12 protein-coding genes are annotated in these 19,042 nt (G+C 74.3%); 1 reads left to right on the forward strand and 11 read right to left on the reverse strand.

Annotated features, from left to right (window positions below; translation table 11 throughout):
• Positions 1 to 236: 236 nt before the first annotated feature.
• The 6 genes from IH54_RS0136835 to IH54_RS0136860 all read right to left on the reverse strand — a co-directional run bounded on the left by IH54_RS0136835 (position 237) and on the right by IH54_RS0136860 (position 9,029).
• Entirely contained in the window at positions 237 to 1,775 is a 1,539-nt protein-coding gene (locus IH54_RS0136835) for a DUF6020 family protein (protein WP_031525418.1), read from the reverse strand.
• Entirely contained in the window at positions 1,772 to 2,374 is a 603-nt protein-coding gene (locus IH54_RS0136840) for a class I SAM-dependent methyltransferase (protein ID WP_031525421.1), read from the reverse strand. The genes IH54_RS0136835 and IH54_RS0136840 overlap by 4 nt, the downstream gene beginning before the upstream one ends.
• A 24-nt stretch (positions 2,375 to 2,398) precedes the next feature.
• Positions 2,399 to 3,577: a glycosyltransferase family 2 protein gene (locus tag IH54_RS0136845; RefSeq protein WP_063762444.1), complete on the reverse strand. Its 1,179-nt coding sequence runs from the start codon at positions 3,575 to 3,577 to the stop codon at positions 2,399 to 2,401.
• Entirely contained in the window at positions 3,574 to 4,488 is a 915-nt protein-coding gene (locus IH54_RS0136850; RefSeq protein WP_078862800.1) for a glycosyltransferase family 2 protein, read from the reverse strand. The genes IH54_RS0136845 and IH54_RS0136850 overlap by 4 nt, the downstream gene beginning before the upstream one ends.
• Positions 4,485 to 4,907: a DUF2304 domain-containing protein gene (locus IH54_RS0136855; protein ID WP_031525428.1), complete on the reverse strand. Its 423-nt coding sequence runs from the start codon at positions 4,905 to 4,907 to the stop codon at positions 4,485 to 4,487. Before IH54_RS0136855 ends, IH54_RS0136850 begins: the two co-directional genes overlap by 4 nt.
• Before the next feature lie 123 nt (positions 4,908 to 5,030).
• On the reverse strand, positions 5,031 to 9,029 hold the full coding sequence (locus tag IH54_RS0136860) for a bifunctional glycosyltransferase/CDP-glycerol:glycerophosphate glycerophosphotransferase (RefSeq protein ID WP_031525430.1): 3,999 nt from the start codon (positions 9,027 to 9,029) through the stop codon (positions 5,031 to 5,033).
• Positions 9,030 to 9,216: 187 nt separating this feature from the next.
• Here IH54_RS0136860 and IH54_RS47835 point away from each other — a divergent pair, with 187 nt between their 5' ends.
• On the forward strand, positions 9,217 to 11,457 hold the full coding sequence (locus tag IH54_RS47835; RefSeq protein WP_031525433.1) for a bifunctional glycosyltransferase/CDP-glycerol:glycerophosphate glycerophosphotransferase: 2,241 nt from the start codon (positions 9,217 to 9,219) through the stop codon (positions 11,455 to 11,457).
• Between the two features lie 45 nt (positions 11,458 to 11,502).
• On the opposite strand, the gene IH54_RS0136870 is transcribed toward IH54_RS47835, so the two are convergent.
• The 5 genes from IH54_RS0136870 to IH54_RS0136890 all read right to left on the reverse strand — a co-directional run bounded on the left by IH54_RS0136870 (position 11,503) and on the right by IH54_RS0136890 (position 18,677).
• Positions 11,503 to 13,752: a bifunctional glycosyltransferase/CDP-glycerol:glycerophosphate glycerophosphotransferase gene (locus IH54_RS0136870; RefSeq protein ID WP_031525436.1), complete on the reverse strand. Its 2,250-nt coding sequence runs from the start codon at positions 13,750 to 13,752 to the stop codon at positions 11,503 to 11,505.
• A 107-nt stretch (positions 13,753 to 13,859) separates the two neighbouring features.
• Entirely contained in the window at positions 13,860 to 14,822 is a 963-nt protein-coding gene (locus IH54_RS0136875) for a class I SAM-dependent methyltransferase (RefSeq protein ID WP_031525439.1), read from the reverse strand.
• Positions 14,823 to 14,959: 137 nt separating this feature from the next.
• A complete protein-coding gene (locus IH54_RS0136880) occupies positions 14,960 to 15,880 on the reverse strand; it encodes a carbohydrate ABC transporter permease (RefSeq protein WP_031525441.1) in 921 nt (306 codons plus the stop codon).
• The gene (locus tag IH54_RS0136885) at positions 15,877 to 17,247 is read right to left on the reverse strand and encodes a carbohydrate ABC transporter permease (protein WP_043183330.1); all 1,371 of its coding nucleotides are present in this window, start codon (positions 17,245 to 17,247) and stop codon (positions 15,877 to 15,879) included. Before IH54_RS0136885 ends, IH54_RS0136880 begins: the two co-directional genes overlap by 4 nt.
• A 17-nt stretch (positions 17,248 to 17,264) precedes the next feature.
• Positions 17,265 to 18,677, reverse strand: a complete 1,413-nt coding sequence (locus tag IH54_RS0136890) for an ABC transporter substrate-binding protein (RefSeq protein ID WP_052398290.1) — start codon at positions 18,675 to 18,677, stop codon at positions 17,265 to 17,267.
• Positions 18,678 to 19,042: the final 365 nt, after the last annotated feature.

The raw sequence follows: 19,042 nt of genomic DNA on the forward strand, positions 1-19,042 counted from the left end.
ACTCACCCCCGCCCCGGGGGCGGGCCCCACCCCCCGCCCCCCCCCCCCCCCCCCCCCCTACCCCCCCTGCTTGGCGCGGCGGCCCCCCGGGCCCCCCCCCCCCCCCCCCCCCCCCGCCCGCCCCGCCTCCGTACCGCCCTGTGCTGGACGCGGCGCCCCGCGGACCCCGCAGAACGCGGAAGCCGGCGGCACCCCCCGGAACCCGGCGGCACCCCGCAGCACCCCCCACCGTGCCCTCACGCCGCCGCCTCCTCCTCCGGGCGCGGGGGCGCCGACCGGCCGCGGAAGGCCCGGCGCCGGGGCGGGACCGGCTCCGCGGGCGGCCGGTCGGCGGGGTGCGCCGCGGCCAGCAGCGGTACCGACAGGAAGCCCAGCAGCACCGGCGCCGCCATGTAGCGGAAGAGCCCCGCGGGCGTCGCGACCAGCACCGCGACCTGGAGCCCCGCGGTGGTCGCGGCCAGCGCGAGGGCGGCCCGCAGCGGCCGCCGCCGCATCACCCGGGCCACGATCAGATACGTCGCCCAGGACCACATCGAGCCGGTCCACAGCAGCCACGTCAGCTCCGGCGCGCGGGCGGCGGTGTAGGCCCACACGCCCGCGCGGTGCAGCGTCGCGGACGGCACGTCGGTGCGCAGCGCGGGCAGCCAGCGGCTGCCCGCCATGGGGTGGCCGGGCAGCGCGTAGCCGAAGCGGTCGGCGGGGATCGCCGGCGGCTGGACGTAGATGTCGGTGTCAGTGCGCGGCAGCGCCCAGGCGATGCGCCCCCGGCACAGATGCGCGGAGATCACCAGGTCGGGCCGCTTCTTCAGCACACGGCTCCAGACGTCCAGCAGCCGGCTGTTCAGCCGCTCGGCGGCCGGCCGGTCGAAGGGCGGGGCCATGAGCGGGTCGACCCAGGCGCAGTTGGCGCCGCCGCCCGACCAGTGCGACAGTGGCGCGACCTGCCGCATCACCGCGAGGTCGGAGCCGCGGAAGGACTGCGGGGCGCGGTGGTAGGCGACCGCGATGTCGGCGTAGTTGAAGGCGTAGTACGAGCTGGTGCTCGGCGACTGGATGCCGATCGCCGGGTAGACGGCGAAGTTCAGGCCGAGCGCGACCGCGGTCGGGATCAGCGTGGCGGCGGCGATCCGCCGCCACCAGCGCGGGATCGCCGCGAGCAGCACCAGGCCCGCGACGACCACCGCGGGGTAGGCGTTGTTGCGGAAGACGGACAGGCCGGCCATGGCCGCGGCCAGCAGCCACCAGTGCGTCGCGGGCCGCCGCCGCACGGCGAGGTGCGCGCACGCGCCGAAGGCCAGCACGGCGGCGATCGCGTAGGCGCTGTCCTTCCACACGAAGATGCCGAAGGTGCCGGTGGAGGGGATCACCACGACGGCCAGCGGGGCGAGCACCGCCCACCGCCCGCGCACGCCGAGGGCGCGCAGCCCGTGGCAGGCGTAGCCGAGGGAGGCGGCCAGCACCACCGTCTGCAGGAAGGTCAGCGCCCCGAGCCCGCCGGTGATCTGCAGCGACAGCCACACCAGCACGTCGTAGGCGACGGAGTGGTCGCTGCGCCAGTGACCGGTCGTCACCTGCCAGACGTACGTGACCGTGTCGAAGCTCATCAGGCCCGGGTAGAAGGCCAGCCACCACAGCAGCAGCACGAACTCGCAGCCCGCGGCGACCGCGACGGGCAGCCGGGCGTGCGGCGGGATGCGGTCGGCGGCCCGCCGCAGCGCGTCCAGCGGCGGCGGCAGGCGGCGGGCGCCGGCCGCCGGGGTCGCGTCGACGCTCACCTGGCGGCCCGGCGGTCCGCCGAGGGGGCTGCGGGCACCGCGCAGACCATCACGAACTCGTTGTACTTGAAGACCCGTCCGGCCCGGCGCGGCAGCGGGAAGGAGTACATCCGGCGTACCGTGAGCCCGGCGGTCGCGGCCTCCTTCGCCAGCTCCTCGAAGCCGACGTAGCGCACGTGCGTGGCGTCGCTCGCGAAGCCCGCCTCCTGCGGGGTGATCAGCACGACGCGCCCGCGGGGCCGGACGTACGGCAGGTAGGCGGCCAGCACGGCGGTGGCCGTGTCGCCGTCGAGGTGCTCCAGGACGTGCGCGCACAGCAGGGCGTCGAAGGAGCCTGGCGCGAAGCCGGCGCCGGTGAATTCGTCGGGCGTGTAGGCGGTCAGGCCGCGCTCGCGCGCCGCGGCGACGGAGTACGCGTTGTGGTCGACGCCGACGCTGCCGGGCGGGCAGTGCTGGAGGTTGCGGCCCACCCCGCAGCCGACGTCCAGCACTCTGCCGAGCCGCAGCCGGCGCAGATTCCAGCGGTAGGGCGCCTGGGTGGGCAGCAGCCGCCGCCCGAGCAGCCGGGCGGTGTAGTCGGGGGTGGTGGTGTCGGACATCGGTGGGCTTTCACGCCTTTCACGTCACAGCTGGTACGGCCGGGGTGGCTGATACGGCTCCGGCGGCTCATGGGCATCCGGCCCGGAGGGCTCGGTCGGGGGCTCGGTTGCGGGCTCTTGCGCGGGTTCGGTCGCGGGCCCCGTTGCGCGCTCGGTCGCGGGTTCGGTTGCGGGTTCGGTTGCGGGCCCCGTTGCGCGCTCGGTCGCGGGCCCCGTCGCGGGTACGTCGGGCGCCCGCCGTACGGGCGCGTCCCGCGCCGCGGGCCCGGCCCCGGGAGCCGCCGGTGCCGGCCGCGGGGCCCGGCGCGGGGCGAAGGCGTGCCGCAGCAGGGCCTCCGCCGCCGGGCGGGAGGACGCGGCGGCGGGCAGCAGCGTCAGGGCGTGCAGCCGGGAGGACCAGTGGCGGCGGGCGGTGCGGGCGGCACGCGGCCAGCCGTGCGCGAGCAGCCGCGTGGAGGCGTCGAGGAAGAAGCCGCGGGCCTCGTCGAAGCGGGCACCGGTCGCGGCCTGCGCGGCGGACGCGCTCTCCGCGTGCCGCCGGTAGCGGAAGCAGACCTCGGGGTCGGTGGCCAGCCGCCCGCCGTCCAGCAGCAGTTCGACAACCACGGCCAGGTCCTGGATCACACCGAGGTCGGCGCGGAAGGGGTGGCGGCGCAGCGCCTCGGTGCGCCAGCACACGGACGGGAAGTAGAGCCAGTTGCCGCGCAGCAGCGAGACCGCCAGGTCCTCGCCGCCGAGCAGCGCGGCCGCCTTCCGCACCCGGCCGGGCGCGTACAGCCGCTTCTTCGCGGTGTCGGTGAGGGTGCGGCACGGCCGCCCGGCGGCGTCCACGACCTGCACGCCCGGCTGCACCATGGTGGCGCCGGGGGAGCGGCGCAGCGCACGCCGCACGGTCTGCAGATAGCCCGGAAGCATCAGGTCGTCGCAGCCCATGAGCACGACGTGCGGCGCCCGGGCCAGCTCGACGCAGCGGTTGAAGTTGCCGGTCACCCCGAGGTTGCGGGGGTTGCGCAGGTAGTGGACGCGCGGGTCGGCGAGCCCGGCGAACCACTCCGGCACGCCCGGCTCGCGGCCGTCGTCCACGACGGTGAGCCGCCAGTCGTCGCCGTCCTGCGCCTGCACGCTGCGCACCGCGGCCTGGAGCAGCGGGAAGTCGCCGTAGTACGGGATCGTCACGTCGAAGCGCACGCCGTCGCCGCTCACCGGTGGGCCTCCGGGGTGCGCGGCATACGGGGCAGGTCCGCGCGGGTCGGTGCGGGCACCCGGCGGGTCAGCGCGAGCAGCAGCACCAGGCCGGTGCGGGCGAGGTAGACCAGCGCGCGGCCCGCGGACTGGCTGGGCGCGCCCGCCGCGCGCGGCCGCATCGCGACCGGCACCTGGCACACGTGGTAGCCGCGGCGCAGCGCGCCCACCATGCTCTCGACGGTGTCGCCCAGGTACTCGGCCGGATACCAGCGGGCGAAGAAGGCGATGAGGTCGCCGTTGCAGGCCCGGAAGCCGGATGTGGAGTCGGTCAGCCGGGTGCCGGCGAGCGCGGACAGCACGAGGGACAGCAGCCGCATCGTCCAGCGCCGCGGGCCGCGGACCCGGTAGTCGCCGACGCCCGCGAAGCGCGCGCCGACCGCGAGGTCCGCGGTGTCCAGGGCGGCGAGCAGCGCGGGCACGTAGGCGGGGTCGTGCTGCCCGTCGGCGTCGACCTGTACGGCGGCGTCGTAGCCGTGGTCCAGGGCGTAGCGGTAGCCGGTGCGCATCGCGCCGCCGACGCCCAGGTTGTACGGCAGCCGCGCCACCACGGCGCCCGCGGTGCGGGCGGTCGCGGCGGTGAGGTCGGTCGAGCCGTCGTCGACGACCAGGATGTCCGCCCACGGCACCGCGGTCCGCAACTCCTTGAGGACGGCCGCGAGCCCGGCGGCCTCGTTCCAGGCGGGCACGATGACCAGGACCCGGCGCGCCCCGCCCGGGGCGCCCGGCGCGGCGGCCGTGCCCGCGGCCGCAGCCGTGCCCGCGTCCGTACCCGTGCCCGCTGCCGGGTCCGTGGCCGTGTCCGTACGGGCGCCGCCGCCCGCTCCGGTGCCGAGGCCGGCGCCCGCGTCGAATCCCGCTCCCGACCTCATCCGGAGTGCTCCGGGCGCTGAGTGACGGGACCGGGACCGGAGGCGGGGGCCGGCGAGGGCGAGGGCGAGGGGGCGGGACCCGGGTCCGGAGCGTCGATCTCCGTCCTGAGCAGGGCGATCTCCTCGGCCAGCGTCCTGGTCTTCTCCTCCAGGCGGCTGGACTCCCAACTCAGGTGCAGGCACACCAGGAGCAGCAGCACGATGCCGGCGAAGAGGACGAGGCTGACGCCCGACTTGATGCCGACGGTGCCCGCGACCGAGTCCAGCATCCACGGGAAGAGCCCGAGCGGGACGACCGCGGAGCCGACCGTGAGCCACAGGGCCGCGTACTTCTCCTTGAGCTGGTGGCGGCGCAGCAGCTCAAGGATGCAGGCCAGCAGGGCCAGTCCGGTGAGCGAGGTGATCACGGACAGCTGCACGGTGACGGCCTCCAGGAGGGGCAGGGGTGCCGGGGCGCGAAGGGCATGAGAGACCAAGGGGGTGGGAGGGGGCAGGAATTCGCGGGGCGGGGCGCGGGGCGGGGGCCGTTCCGCCCCGCCTCATCAGATCCGCGGCCCGCGCAGAATCAGATCCGCCACGCGGGCGGCGGCATTGCCGTCGTCCAGATGGCAGAAGGCGGCGCGGAAGGCGTCGTACGCTGCCCCGAACGGCCCGACCGCGGCGGCGGGGTCGCGCAGCGCGGCGATCAGCTCCGCGGTGTCCGGCAGCAGCGGCCCGGGGGCCTGCGCCTCGAAGTCGAAGGCGAAGCCGCGCAGCGTGTCGCGGACGTGCGCGAGATCCGGGGCGAGCAGCAGGATCGGGCGCCCGGTCACCGCGAAGTCGGCGATCAGCGAGGCGTAGTCGGTGACCAGCACGTCGGCGGCGAGCAGCAGCTCGGCCAGGTCCTGGTGGCCGGACACGTCCCGCACGAAGCCCTTGCCGTCCGGCGCGGCGGGCACGGTGTCGGCGACGCGCGGGTGGGCGCGGACCAGCAGCACGTGCGTGTCGCCGAGTTCCGCCTCCAGCGCCGCGAGGTCGGCGGCGAGGTGCAGCCGCTGGTGCCCGGCGTCGTAGGCCTCGTCGTCGCGTACGGTCGGCGCGTACAGCACCACCGTGCGGCCCGGTGGGAGGGCGAGCCGGGCGCGCACCTCCTCGGCGACCTTCTCCCGGTCCTCGCCGCTGAGCAGGTCCGCGCGCGGCAGCCCGGTCTCGGCGGTCTCGCCGTGGAAGTCCAGCGCGCGGCGCAGCACGGGGGTGCTCTGCGCGTTCGGCGAGAGCAGCAGGCTCCACTGGTCGCCGCGCCGCGGCTGCGGCCACATGTGGGTGAGGTCCGCGCACAGGGTGCCGGCCAGGTCCTGGCCGAAGCGCTTGACGGGGCTGCCGTGCCAGGTCTGCACGACGTGCTGGTCGTCGCGGCGGCGGAAGAAGGCGGGCAGGTGGGTGTTGGTGACGACGCAGCGGCTGCGCGCCAGCGCCTCGTACCAGGCGTGGCTGCCGATCACGACCGCGCGGGCGGCGGCCGGTACGGGCACGTTGCGGTCGGCGACCGCCCACACGTGCTCCATCGCCACGCCGCGGCGCACCAGCTCGCCGTGCACGGCACGCGGCGAGTCGTCGCAGCGGCGGCCGTCGAAGCTGCTGTAGAGCACGGTCTCGGTCAACTCGCGGCGCATGAGCACCGGGTAGCGGCGCTCGCGCAGCAGCCGCTGCCGGTACGGGCCGCGGTCCTCGGCCGGCACGGGGTCGCCTGCGGCGACGAACAGGTGGTCGTGGAAGCGGCGGTCGACGGTGAGCGGGCGGGCGCCCTCGGCCTCCGGGAGCGCCAGCGGCAGCGCGGGCATCGCGGCGGGTGCGATCCGTACGGGGGTGTCCCGGCCGTCCGCGCGCAGGTGCAGGTACCAGCGCCCGGCGTGCGGGAGGGCGCCGACGTCGACGGACGCGGAGAACCGGGCACCGCCGCCCGGCTCCCTTTCGACGCCGACGCCCGTCTCGGCGCCGTACGTGCCGTGCCGCAGCATGAGCCGCACGCCTCCGCCGGCGAGGGGGTCGGCGTTCTCGCCGGGTTCGGCGCCGCGCTCCGGCTCCGCGCCGGGGTCCGCTTCCGCGCCGGGTTCGGGCGCCGGGCCCGGCGCCGGCTCGGCGGTGGCGGCCACGTCGTCCGGCCGGGCGGCGGAGTCCGGCGACTCCGGGGCGCCGGATCCGTCGCCCCCGCCCGTGCCTTCGTCCGTACGGCCGGGTTCGGCCTCGCCCGCCTCCGTGTGTTCCGGCTCGGCGGCTTCCGCGCCCGCGGCCACCTCCGTGCGTCCGGGTTCGGCCTCGCCCGCCTCCGTGTGCCCCGGCTCGGCGGCTTCCGTGCCCGCGGCCTCGTCCGTACCCCCAGGGTCGCCCCCGTCCGCCTCCGTGCCCTCGTCCGTGCGCCCCGGTTCGCCCCCCTCCGCCCCCGCGGCCGCGTCCTCGCGCGGGGCCGGAGGCTCCGGGAGGAGGAGCGGGGTCGGCAGTTCGCCCTCGATCCGGAGGAGGCCGTCCGGGGTCAGGGTCAGGTGGTCGGCGAGGGCGTGGGGGATGCGGTCGCGGAGGACCAGGTTGCCGGCTGCCGTGCTCTCGACGGACAGCTCGCGCGGCACCGGGCGGCCCGCGCCGCGCTCGTCGGCGGGCAGCGGGTAGTGGCCCGGCGGGAGGGGGCGGTCGAGGGCGACGCGGGCGGTGCCGCCGTTCGGGAAGACGAGGTCGGCGGTCCACGTCGCCGTCGTCTCCGGCGCGACCTCCTTGGGCAGCCCGGTGAGGTCGGGCCGCGCGCGGCCCAGCCGGGGGAGCGGCACCTCGGCGGTCAGCGGCGTCCAGCCGCCGGACGGTTCGCCCGGCTCCAGCCGCACGTCCAGCACGGAGCCGCCCGCCTGCTGGGCGAGCCGCAGCGAGAGCGGCAGGCGGCCGTCGCGGACGTCGAGCGCGAGCCGCAGCGTCGTGCCGTCGTCCCCGGCGCGGTGGCCGGTGAGGCGGCGGGTGACGGGCTCGACGGACAGGTGCAGCCGCCCGTCCTTGTACCAGGGCACGAGGCGGATGTCGTCGGTGAGCGGGAAGGGCACGGGGGAGGAGCCCGCGCCGGTCTCCGCGGCGCGCACCGCGGCCGGGCGCACGCCCGCGGAGCCCGCGACCACCACGCCGATCCGCCACTGACCGGGCTTCCACTGCCCCTGCTCGCGCAGCCGCGCGGGGTCGACGGTGATCTCGAAGCCGGACCAGTCGTAGCAGTGGCGTTCCTGCCGCTGCTCGTCGGTGACGTCCGGCACCCGGACCGCGCGCAGCGGCAGCAGCAGCCGGCGCCGCCCGCAGGTGGCCACCGCGGTGGTGAACTGGGCGCGGCGGCTGCGGGCGTCGGCGTTGCGGACGTACGCGTAGCCGCTGAGCACCAGCTTGCCGTCGCGCCAGCGCAGGTCGCGCAGCCGGGCGACGACGGGCAGGTCGGAGCGGCCCACCGCGGTAGCGGAGCGGGACAGCGGTACGGGCGTGCCGTCCGGGCGGGGCAGGGCGGCGCGCTTGCGCAGCGGCGGGCCCGCGAGGTCGAAGACGGTGCGGCCGCCGTGCCGTTCGTGCGCGAGGACGTCCAGCAGGTCGTCGATCCGGCCCTCGCGGATCAGCTCCCAGCGCAGCCGCAACTCGACGGGCAGGCCGGGGAGGAGGCCCGGGTCGACGCGGCTGAGGTAGTCGGCGGCGCGGTCCATGAAGACCCGGCGGTAGTCGGGGCCCGCCATCGGCAGCGCCTCGATGAAGTAGAGCAGGTCGTCGGTGAGGACGGAGCGGTCGTAATCCCGCTTGTACCTGCTCCAGCGGGTGTTGGCGGGGTCGGCGAGGAAGCGGGAGACGCCGTCGACGGCGGCGATGCGGTCCGTGACGCCCTTGACGTCGGTGCGCCGCCGGGTGATCGAGCCCTCCCGGATGCGCCAGTAGTACACGTGCTCGTGGGAGACGTCCACGGCCTCGGCGAGGAAGTGCGCGGGGATCGTCACCGGCGTGTCCTCGTAGAGGACGCCCTCGGGGAAGGCGAGCCGGTGCCGGTTCCAGAAGTCGCGGCGGAAGACCTTGTTCCAGGCCACCCGGTCCGACAGCAGGCCCAGGTCGCGGGTGATGTGGGTGCGGCTGACGGTCTTCGTCATGCCGCGGTGCTGCCAGGCCTGGCTGCGGCCGGCGGGTGTGAGCCGGTAGACGTTGCCGGTCGCGAAGTCCGAGCCGGAGCGGTCCAGCAGCGCGGTGAGCCGGCCGTACGCGTGCGGCGGGAGGACGTCGTCGCTGTCGGCGAAGGTCAGGTACTCGGTCTCCGGAGCGGCGTGCCGGGCACCGGTGTTGCGGGCGTGGCCGAGCCCGCCGTTGTCCTGGGAGACCAGGCGGAAGCGGGAGTCGCGCGCGGCGAACGCGCGGGCGATGTCCGCACTGGCGTCCGTGGACCCGTCGTCGACCATCACCACGTCGAGGTCGGCCAGTGTCTGCGCGGCGATCGACCGCAGGCACTCCTCCAGGTACTGCTCGACGTTGTACACGGGAACGACGACGGTCAGGCGGGGCGTCATGGGACGGCAACGCTCCTTTCAGTGGCGGCGGCAGACCATGCCGTGTGGTTCAACTCGCCGCGCCCTGAGCGGTCACCGAAGGTAGGCCGAACGAGCGACACGACCCCGCAGATCGACACACGGTGCCCGCGTGATTACCCTCGGAAGCTGCCCCGTGTCGGAAACTGCCGATCTGTCCAGGATGGTCATGCCACGCTTCAGCGTCGTCGTCCCCGCCCACCGAGCGCAGGGCTTCCTGCGCGTCTGCGCCGAGTCCGTCCTCGGCCAGTCCTACGGCGACCTCGAACTGGTCGCCGTCGACGACGCCTCGCCCGACGCGTCCGGCGCGGTCATCGCCGACCTCGCGGCCGCCGACCCGCGGGTCCGCCCGGTCCGGCTCGACGTCCACCGCGGCACCGGGCTCGCCCGGGACGCCGGCGCCGCCCACGCCACCGGCGACTACCTGCTCTTCCTCGACGCCGACGACGTCATGACGCCCGGCACGCTCGCCGCCCTCGACGCCCGCCTCGTCCGCACCGGCGACCCCGACGTGCTGCTCTTCGACCACGAGCGCTTCACCGTGTGGGAGAACGTCCAGGAGAGCGGCGACGCCGGCTTCCTGGCCGCCGCCGGCGAGCACGTCTTCACCGCCGCCGAACGTCCCGGCTGCCTGGCCTGCTACCCCGCCGTCTGGAACCGCGCGGTGCGCCGCGCCCACTGGACGGGGCACGGCTTCGCGTTCGGCGACGCCCCCTACGCCGACATCGCCGTCGCCGCCCGCGTGCTGACCGCCGCCGAACGCATCGCGTGCCTGGACCGGGTGTGCGTACGGTGGCGCAAGCGCCGCTCCGGCAGCCTCACGACCACCCGCGGCCGCCACCACCTGGCCGTACTCGACCGCTACGACGAGCTCTTCGCCGAGGTCACCGCCGAGCCGCAGCGCGCCGCACTCTACGGGCAGATGGCCGCGCAGCTCATGGCCGTCGGCGAGGACCGGCTCACGCCCGACGCCACCCCCGACTTCGTCCGCCGCGCCGGGCGGCTGCTCACCGACCACCGCCCCGCCGGCTGGACCGCCCCCGAGCCCGCGGAGGCCCGCTGGGTACGGGCCGCCGGCAGCGGCTCCTACCCGCGCTATCGCGCCGCCCTGGCCCTGCGCGCCCTCGCCGGCGGCGCCGCCCGGCGGCTGCGGGCGCAGCGGCACGGGCTGGCCCGCGCCGTCCACCAGCGCTACTACCGGATGCGGCTGCGCCGCCCGATCGACCCGAACCTGGTCGTCTACGCCGCCTACTGGAACCGCGGCGTCGCCTGCAACCCCGCCGCGATCGCCCGCAAGGCCGCGGAGATCGCCCCGCACCTGCGCGCCGTGTGGATCGTCAACAAGCGCGACCGGGACGCGCTGCCGCCCGGCACCGACCACGTCGTCGTCAACACCCGCCGCTACTGGGACGTCCTGGCCCGCGCCCGCTACCTCGTCAACAACGCGAACTTCACCGGGACCGTCGTCAAGCGCCCCGGCCAGACCTACGTCCAGACCCACCACGGCACGCCGCTCAAGCACATGGGCATGGACCTGCGGGCCCGGCCCGCCGTCGGCAAGGGCATGAGCTTCGGGCGGCTGCTCGACCACGCCGACCAGTGGGACTACTCGCTCGTCGCCAACCAGCACTCCGCGGAGGTCTTCGACCGCGTCTACCCCAGCGGCTACACCACGCTGCCCAGCGGGTACCCGCGCAACGACGTCTTCCACACCGCGGGCGCGGAGCAGGTACGGGCCGCGCGGCAGGCGCTCGGCATCGCGGACGGCACGGTCGCGATCCTCTACGCGCCCACCCACCGCGACTACCAGCGCGACTTCGTGCTGCCGCTCGACCTCGGGCGGCTCGCCCGCGAACTCGGGCCCGGGTACGTGCTGCTGGTGCGCGCGCACTACTTCTACGGGGAGAGCCCCGAGCTGGAGGCGCTGCACGCGGCGGGGGCCGTCGTGGACGTCTCCGCCCACCCCGGTGTGGAGGAGCTGTGCCTCGCGTCCGACGCCCTCGTCACCGACTTCTCGTCGCTGATGTTCGACTACGCGAACCTGGACCGGCCGATCGTGATCCACGCCGCGGACTGGGAGGCCTACCGCGCCGCGCGGGGCGTCTACTTCGACCTGCTGTCCGGCCGGCCCGGCGAGACGCCCGGCGCCGTCGCGCACGACGAGGCCGCACTTGCGGAGGTGTTCCGCTCCGGGGCGTATCGCGGCGAGGCCGCGGGGGCTCTGCGGGCGGCGTTCCGTACGCGCTTCTGCACGTACGACGACGGGCTCGCCGCGGAGCGCGTCGTCCGCCGGGTCTTCCTCTCCGAGGAGGGGCTGCTTCCCTACCGGCCGCTGGGGGACCGCGTCCCCGCGCCCGCACCCGTGCCCGCCCTTACGGAGACCTCGGCCCCTGCGGTGCCGACGCCTTGACGCCAGGGGCTGCCCCTTGCCGTAGACGTCGCGACCAGCCCCCGCTCAGGGACGGTCGCGAAGGCTCGCGGAAGGGGCAGCCTGGGGCGCTGGGGGCAGCCCCGGGACGGGGGTGCGGTCGCAGAGGGGGACCACCGCGGGGAGGCCGCCCTCCTCGGAGAGGAACACGCGGCGGACGACGCGCTCGGCGGCGTGCCCGTCGTCGTAGGGGCAGAAGCGTGCCCGGAAGGCCGCCCGCAGGGCAGCCGCGCGGGTGCCGGACCAGGAGCCGGTCGCGAGGATGTCGGTGAGTTCGTCCTGGGTGCGGGCGACGGGCCCGGGCGGCGTGGCGGTGACGTCGAAGTACACCCCGCGGGTGGCCCGGTAGGTCTCCCAGTCGGGGACGTGCAGGACGATCGGCCGGTCGAGCCCGGCGTAGTCGAACATCAGGGACGAGTAGTCGGTGATCAGCCCGTCGGAGGCGAGGCACACCTCCTCCGCGGACGGGTGCGCGCTGACGTCGATGACCCGCGGGTGGGCCGCGGGCGGGGCCGCGTCCGGCACGTGGAAGTAGTGCGCGCGCATCAGCAGGACGACGGAGGGGCCGAGTTCCTCGGCGAGCCGGGGCAGGTCGAGGAGCGGCCGGAAGCCGGACTCGTAGTCGCGGTGGGTGGGGGCGTAGAGGAGGGCCGTCGCGGTGCGCGGGATGCCGAAGCGGTCGCGCAGCGCGAGGACGTCCTCGGGGGTGGCGCGGTGGAAGACGTCGGTGCGCGGCTGACCGTATTCGAGGCAGGTGAAGGCGGCGGGGTAGGCGCGTTCCCACACCAGGCTGGAGTGGCGGCTCGCGGAGACGCTGTAGTCCCAGCGGTCGACGTGCCGCAGCATCCGCTCGAAGTCCGTGCCGCGGGCGGCGGCCGGGTGGGCCATCAGGTCGATGCCCATGTGCTTGAGCGGGGTGCCGTGGTGGGTCTGGACGTTGACCTGGCCGGGGCGCTTGGCGTAGCGGCGGTGCAGGTTGACGTTGCTGACCAGGTAGGACGCGCGGGCCAGCGCCTTCCAGTAGCCGGCCGAGCCGGGTTCGAGGCGCCGCACGCCCGCGGGGAGGGTGTGCGCGTAGGCCTCGGTGGTGACCCAGGCCGTCCGCATGTGCGGGGCGAGGGCGCGGACGGCTCCCTCGATCGCGGCGGGGTTGCAGGCGTAACCGCGGTCCCAGTAGGCGGAGAAGACGGCGAGGCCGGGGTCGAGCGGGCGCCGCCGCTGGAAGCGGTAGTACGCGTGCAGGGCCGCTGCGCGGGCCCTGCGCCGCAAGCCCTCCGCCTTGCGGACGGCGCGCAGCCGCAGCCGGTGCAGCCCGCCGAGGGCGGCGAAGGTGCGGCGGGCGCCGAGCGCGATGAGCAGGTAGCGCACCCCGCTGCGGCGGCCGAGGGCGAAGCGGAAGCCGTCGGGCCGCAGCTTGCGGTACTGGGCGCGGCAGCGGCGGAAGAACTCCGGGCGGGAGGAGGGCGGCAGCCGGTCGGGCAGCGTGAAGACGGTCGAGAGGTGGTCCAGCATCCGCCGGAAGAGCACCCCGCGCCACTGCTCCAGCGCGGGGTCCGAGTCGACGAGGGCGAAGAGCAGGTCGTACTGCTTGAAGATCTCGAAGTGCCGGCGGCTGGTGGTGCGCAGGATGCCGCGCCGGCGGCGCTGCCGGTAGTGGACGCACACCTGGTCGAGCAGCGCGATGCTTCGCGCGGTCATCAGGGCCGGGTACGTCCAGGGGGTGTCCTCGTAGTAGCCGGTGGGGAAGAGCAGTCCGGTGCGGGAGAGGAAGTCGCGGCGGTAGGCCTTGTTCCAGGCGACCATGATGAGCCGCAGCAGCTCGGGGCGCTCGGCGAGCCTGAAGACCTGCGGGTCCTCCTGCGCGAGCAGCGCCGCGAACTGGTTGCGCTCGGCCCGGCCGTTCCAGTACGTGCGCACGTAGTCGAAGACCAGCAGGTCGGGGTGGCCGGTAGCCTCGATGCGGGCGGCGATCGCGGCGAGCGCGCCGGGCGCGTAGGTGTCGTCGCTGTCGAGGAAGAGGACGTACTCGCCGGTGGCGCGGGCGAGCCCGGCGTTGCGGGCGGGGCCGAGGCCGACGTTCTCCGGCAGGTGCAGCACGGTGACGCGCGGGTCGCGCGCGGCGTAGGTGTCGGCGATCTCCCCGCTGCCGTCCGGCGAGCAGTCGTCCACCACGATGACCTCGATGTCGCCGAGGGACTGGCCGAGCACGGAGTCCAGGCAGGCGTGCAGATAGGCCTGCACGTGGTAGACGGGCACGATGACGCTGAAGCGGGGCACAGCAGCACATCCAGGTTCGACACGGGGGCAGGGACGCTTACGCCGCATACGCGAAGAATGCGGTGTGTGACGCTATATATCCTGCGAACGCGCGGCCGCCCCGGTGGTTACGCCTGGTGGCGCAGTGCCGCCCGAAGCCTTACGAAGCCTTGGGACACGAACGGCGGCAGCACGGCGAGCGCGAACCGCCGCAGCGGCGACCGCCGCCGTACGGCCACCTGCGCGTCCTGCTGCTGCGGCCCCTCCGGGGCTGCCCCGGCGGGCTGCTCGGCGGGCGGCTCTGCGGGCCGGTGCCGGGAGACCGGGTGCGCGGGCGGCACCACGGCCTTGGTGCCCTTGACCCGCACCAGCGTCCCGCCGCCCACCGCCTCGGTGCCGTGCCACAGGTCGTCGCGGCCGGCCAGGAAGTCCAGCAGTGCCTCGCGCACCGGCGCCGGGTCGCCCCACGTGCCGTAGAGCTTGGTGCCGGTCACGCACACCGGGTTGAGGCCGCCGGTGGCGACCGCCTCCCACACCGCGGCGGCCACACCCGGGCAGTGCTCGGAGCGGTAGTCGTCGAGGGCGACGATGCCGTGCGGGTGCAGCAGGGCGCGGGCGCTGTCGATGTCGCCGCGCACGTGCTCGTACAGGTGCGAGCCGTCGATGTGCGCGAAGCGGCAGCTGGCCGCGGGCACCCGGTCCGGCACGGCCGACGACAGACCCTGGAGGACGGTCGGCAGGGCGTCGTGGAAGGACAGGTAATTTGCCTCGAACGAGCGACGGGTGAGCGTCGGATAGGAGTAGCGCATCTCCGCCGAGTTGGCGTCGTCCTGCGCCGGGGAATCGAACAGGTCGCAGACGGTGAAGGTCTCGCCGTCGCGCAGGTAACCGCCCAGGAAGATCGCGCTCTTGCCCATGTAGGCGCCGATCTCCAGCAGGTCGCCGGGCTCGGTCAGCTCCTGCTGCCGGGTCAGGAACCAGTCGAAGAGCACCTGGTCGGCGGGGAAGAACCAGCCCTTGACCTCGTCCAGCGAGGTGGGCGCGGGAAGCTGCTCGCCGGCCGGGCCGGCTGCGGCGGGGGAGAGCGTCATGACGATCCGTTCGAACGGGCGGCGGCCCCCCGTGAAGGCCGCCCCGGGCTGCGGGGGGCGTCAGTGTAGACGTCCCCCGCAGCCCGGAATGCCCGCTGCGGGGCGCCCGGGCCGGTGCGCGGCCCGGCTCGCGGCGCTCACTTCACGGCGCCGGCCATGACCCCGTTGACGAACTGCCGCTGGAAGGCGAAGAAGACCGCCAGCGGGATGACCATCGACACGAAGGCGCCGGGCGCCAGGATGTCGATGTTGTTGCCGAACTGCCGCACCTGCTGCTGCAGCGCCACCGTGATGGGCTGCGAGTCGCTGTCCGCGAAGATCAGCGCGACCAGCATGTCGTTCCACACCCACAGGAACTGGAAGATGCCCAGCGACGCGATCGCCGGGCCGCCCAGCGGCAGCACCACCCGCAGGAACAGCCGCAGCTCGCCCGCGCCGTCCAGCCGCGCCGCCTCCAGCAGCTCGCGCGGGATCTCCGCGAAGAAGTTCCGCAGCAGGAAGATCGCGAACGGCAGCCCGAAGGCGGTGTGGAAGAGCACCACCCCGGAGATGTCGCCGAAGATCCCGATGTCGCCGAAGAGCTTCGCCACCGGGATGAGCGCCACCTGCACCGGCACCACGAGCATCGCCACGACCGCGATGAACCACCAGTCGCGGCCGGGGAAGTCCATCCAGGCGAAGGCGTAGCCGGCGAGCGCGCCGATCACCACGACCAGCAGCGTGGCCGGAACGGTGATCAGCGCGGTGTTCACCAGCGAGTCGGTGACGGCGTGGTTGTCCAGCAGCGTGCGGTAGTTGGTCACCGTCAGCTGCGAGGGCGAGGTGAAGACCTTCCACCAGCCGCTCGCCGCGATGTCGGTCGGGGTGCGCAGGCTGGACAGCAGCAGGCCCACCGTCGGCAGCAGCCAGAACAGGCCCACCACCAGCAGCACCACCCGCACCAGCCCGCCGCTCGCCAGCTCCGCCAGCCGCGCCCCGAGCCGCCGGCCGGGCCGCTCCGCGGGCTGCGCCGAGCGCACCGGCTCCACCGCGGGTCCCGCGGTCGCGTCCGCGCTCATCGGCGTCCCTCCTTCCGCAGCCGCCGGATGTTGAAGATCATCACCGGCAGCACCAGCAGCAGCAGGATCACGCCGATCGCGCTGCCCACGCCCTGGTTGTTGCCGCCGCCGAAGGACGACAGGTACAGCTGCAGCGCCAGCACGTTGGCGTCCTGCTGGCTGTCGCCCGGCGCGATGATGTAGACGAGGTCGAAGATCTTCAGGACGTTGATCATCAGCGTGACGGTGACCACCACCAGCACCGGTGCCAGCAGCGGCACCGTGATCCGGCGGAAGACCTGCCATTCGTTGGCGCCGTCCACCCGTGCCTGCTCCAGCAGCTCGCGCGGCATCCCGGCCAGGCCCGCCGCGATGAGCACCATCGCGAAACCGGCCCACATCCAGATGTACGACGCGATGATCGACGGCGTCACCAGGCTCGGACCGAGCCAGTTGATGCCCTCGTACTTGCCGGAGAAGTTCGACGCGGGCAGCCGCAGCTGCGCGCCGACCGCGTCCGCGGGCAGCTCGTACGTGCCGTCCTTGCCGGTCTTCGCCGACGCGACGACCTTGCCGTCCTTGACCGCCTGCACCTTCACACCGGACAGCGCCTTCTCGCCCGGGTCGATCTTCCCCGGGGTGCCCGTGCCGCCGGGCCGGAAGTCCAGCCACACCGTGCCGGTGACCGCACCGGACTTCGGCGCCGCCGGCTTGGCGTCCCGGGCGCCCGAGGGCACCTTGTTCTGCGGGATGCCGACGAGCGGCAGATCCGCGGGGGTGTCCGCGGCGGCCTTCGCCTGCGACGTGAACGAGCCGCCCGCGGACGGCTTCAGGTCGCTGTTCGGCCGAGGTCTCGCGCCCGGGTAGGCCGCCGAGTCGCTGAAGGTGTCATGGATCGCCACCACCACCGCGTTGGCCACACCCTGGTCCGGGTCCTGCTCGTACACCAGCCGGAAGATGATCCCCGCGGCCAGCATCGAGATCGCCATCGGCATGAAGACGACGAGCTTGAACGCCGTGCCCCAGCGCACCTTCTCCGTCAGCACCGCGAAGACCAGGCCGAGCGCCGTCGCCACCGTGGGCGCGACCAGCACCCAGACGACGTTGTTGCGCACCGCCGTGAGGATGCCGTGGTCGCTGAAGACCGTGCCGAAGTTCTTCAGCCCCACGAAGGCGCTGTCGTCCGCGTCGTACAGGCTGCGCTTGACGGTGTAGACGATCGGGTACGCCACCAGCGCGCCCAGCAGTACCAGCGCGGGCAGCAGGAAGAGCGCCGCCACCCACGGCCGGGTCACCGTCACACCGCGCCGGGGCCCCTTGGCGGGCCCCGGCGGGGGCGGGACGGCGGCGCCACCGCCGCCGCCCGCCCCCGCGGTGGCGTCCGCCACCGATGCCGGGGCCACCCTCAGCCCCCGTAAGCCTTGGCGGCGTCCGCCTCCAGCTTGGCCTGCGCGCCCGCGATGTCAGCGGGGTTGGCGAGGAAGTCCTGGAGGTCCTTCCACTCGCCCTGCCCCTTCGTGCCGCCGAAGGCCGCCGGCGCCTGGTCCGACATGTCGAAGCGGAAGTCGTCGCCCGCGCCGATCAGCGAGGTGGCGATGTTGCGCTGCACGTCGTCCGGGTACGCCGCCATGTCCAGGTTCTTGTTCGGCGACAGATAACCGCCGCCCTGTGCCCAGATCTTGGCCGCGTCCGGCGACGCGATGAACGTCAGCAGCGCCTGCGCCGCCGGGGTGTCCTTGAGGGCCACCGCCACGTCACCGCCGCTGACGACCGGCGCCTTGCCGCTGCCGACCGCCGGGAAGGCGAACTCCTTGGCGTCCGTGCCGACCTTCGCCTTGGTGTTGCCCGAGATGAACGCCGAGACGAAGTCGGCCTCGTAGACCATCGCGGCGGCCGGCGGGTTGCCGGTGAAGGTCTGCGTCACCGACTTCGGGAAGTCGGTCCCCAGCGCGCCCTTCGTGCCGCCCGCGATCAGGTCCTTCTTGCCGAACAGCTGGGCCAGCGTGGTCAGCGCGTCCTTGACGGACGGGTCCGTCCATTTGATCTTGTGCGCGGCCAGCTGGTCGTACTTGTCCGGGCCGGCCTGCGACAGGTAGACGTTCTCGAACCAGTCGGTGAGCGTCCAGCCGTCCGCGCCGCCGATCGACACCGGCGGGGTGCCGGAGTCGAAGACGGTCTCGGCCGTCTTCAGGAAGTCGTCCCAGGTCTTCGGCTCCGTCGCTCCCGCGTTGCTGAAGGCGGAGGTGTTGTACCAGATCATCGACTTGTTGGACACCTTGGCGTAAATGCCGTACTGGGTACCCTTCCATGCGCCGAGATCCTGCCAGCCCTGGGAGAAGTTCTTCTGCAGCTCGGCCTTGGCCTGCGCGCCCAGCGGCTTGAGCCAGCCCTTGTCGGCGAACTGGTGCAGGACGCCGTTCTGCGCGAGGAACGCGACGTCCGGCGGGGCGCCGCCCTGGATCTTCGCGCCCAGGAAGGTCGACTGGCTGTCACCCGTCGGCACGAACGTGCTCTTCGCGCCGGTGCGCTTGTCGAACTCGTCCAGCACCTTCTGGAAGTTCTTCTGCTCCGGGCCCGTCCAGACCGCGGCCACTTCCAGCTTCTGGCCGTGCAGGTCGGGCAGTTGCAGCGCGCCGCCTGCGGCGCTGCTCGAACTCGCCGTGGAGCTGGGCGAGTTCTTCTTGTCCCCGTCGTCCTTCTTGTCGCCGCCGCAGGCCGCGGCGGTCAGCGCGAGGGCGGACGCCGCCGCGGTTGCCACCGCTATGCGCGTAGCGCGGCGGAAAGCGGTTCTCTGCGGCTTGCCCTTTAACGTGTGCATCTCGCATCCCCTCAGTCCCGTGGCGTCCTGTCCTACGCCCGGTGAACTTCCCCCGGCAAGGCCGCGAACGCCGGGTCAGGGGTGCTGTGACCACTCCGTGATCTTGGCTCAAACCCGTCCGGGGGGTGCGGTGTTCCGCTTCGGGGGTGCGTGGGGCGGTGGTTTTTGCGACCTTCTGCCGGTGGGGGGTTGCTCGCGCAGTTCTCCGCGTCCCTGTTGTCACCCGGCGGGGCATCGCGCTCTTGCGTCGGTGGGTGGGGTCGGGTGCCACTCCGGGGGTACCTCCTCGGAATGCGCGTTCACCCTCATCCGGAGTTGGTGCCGCGCTGGGAAGCGCATTCCTGCGGGGGCACCCCCGGATCGTC

Source organism: Streptomyces sp. NRRL F-5123 (assembly GCF_000721495.1).
GTDB lineage: Bacteria > Actinomycetota > Actinomycetes > Streptomycetales > Streptomycetaceae > Actinacidiphila.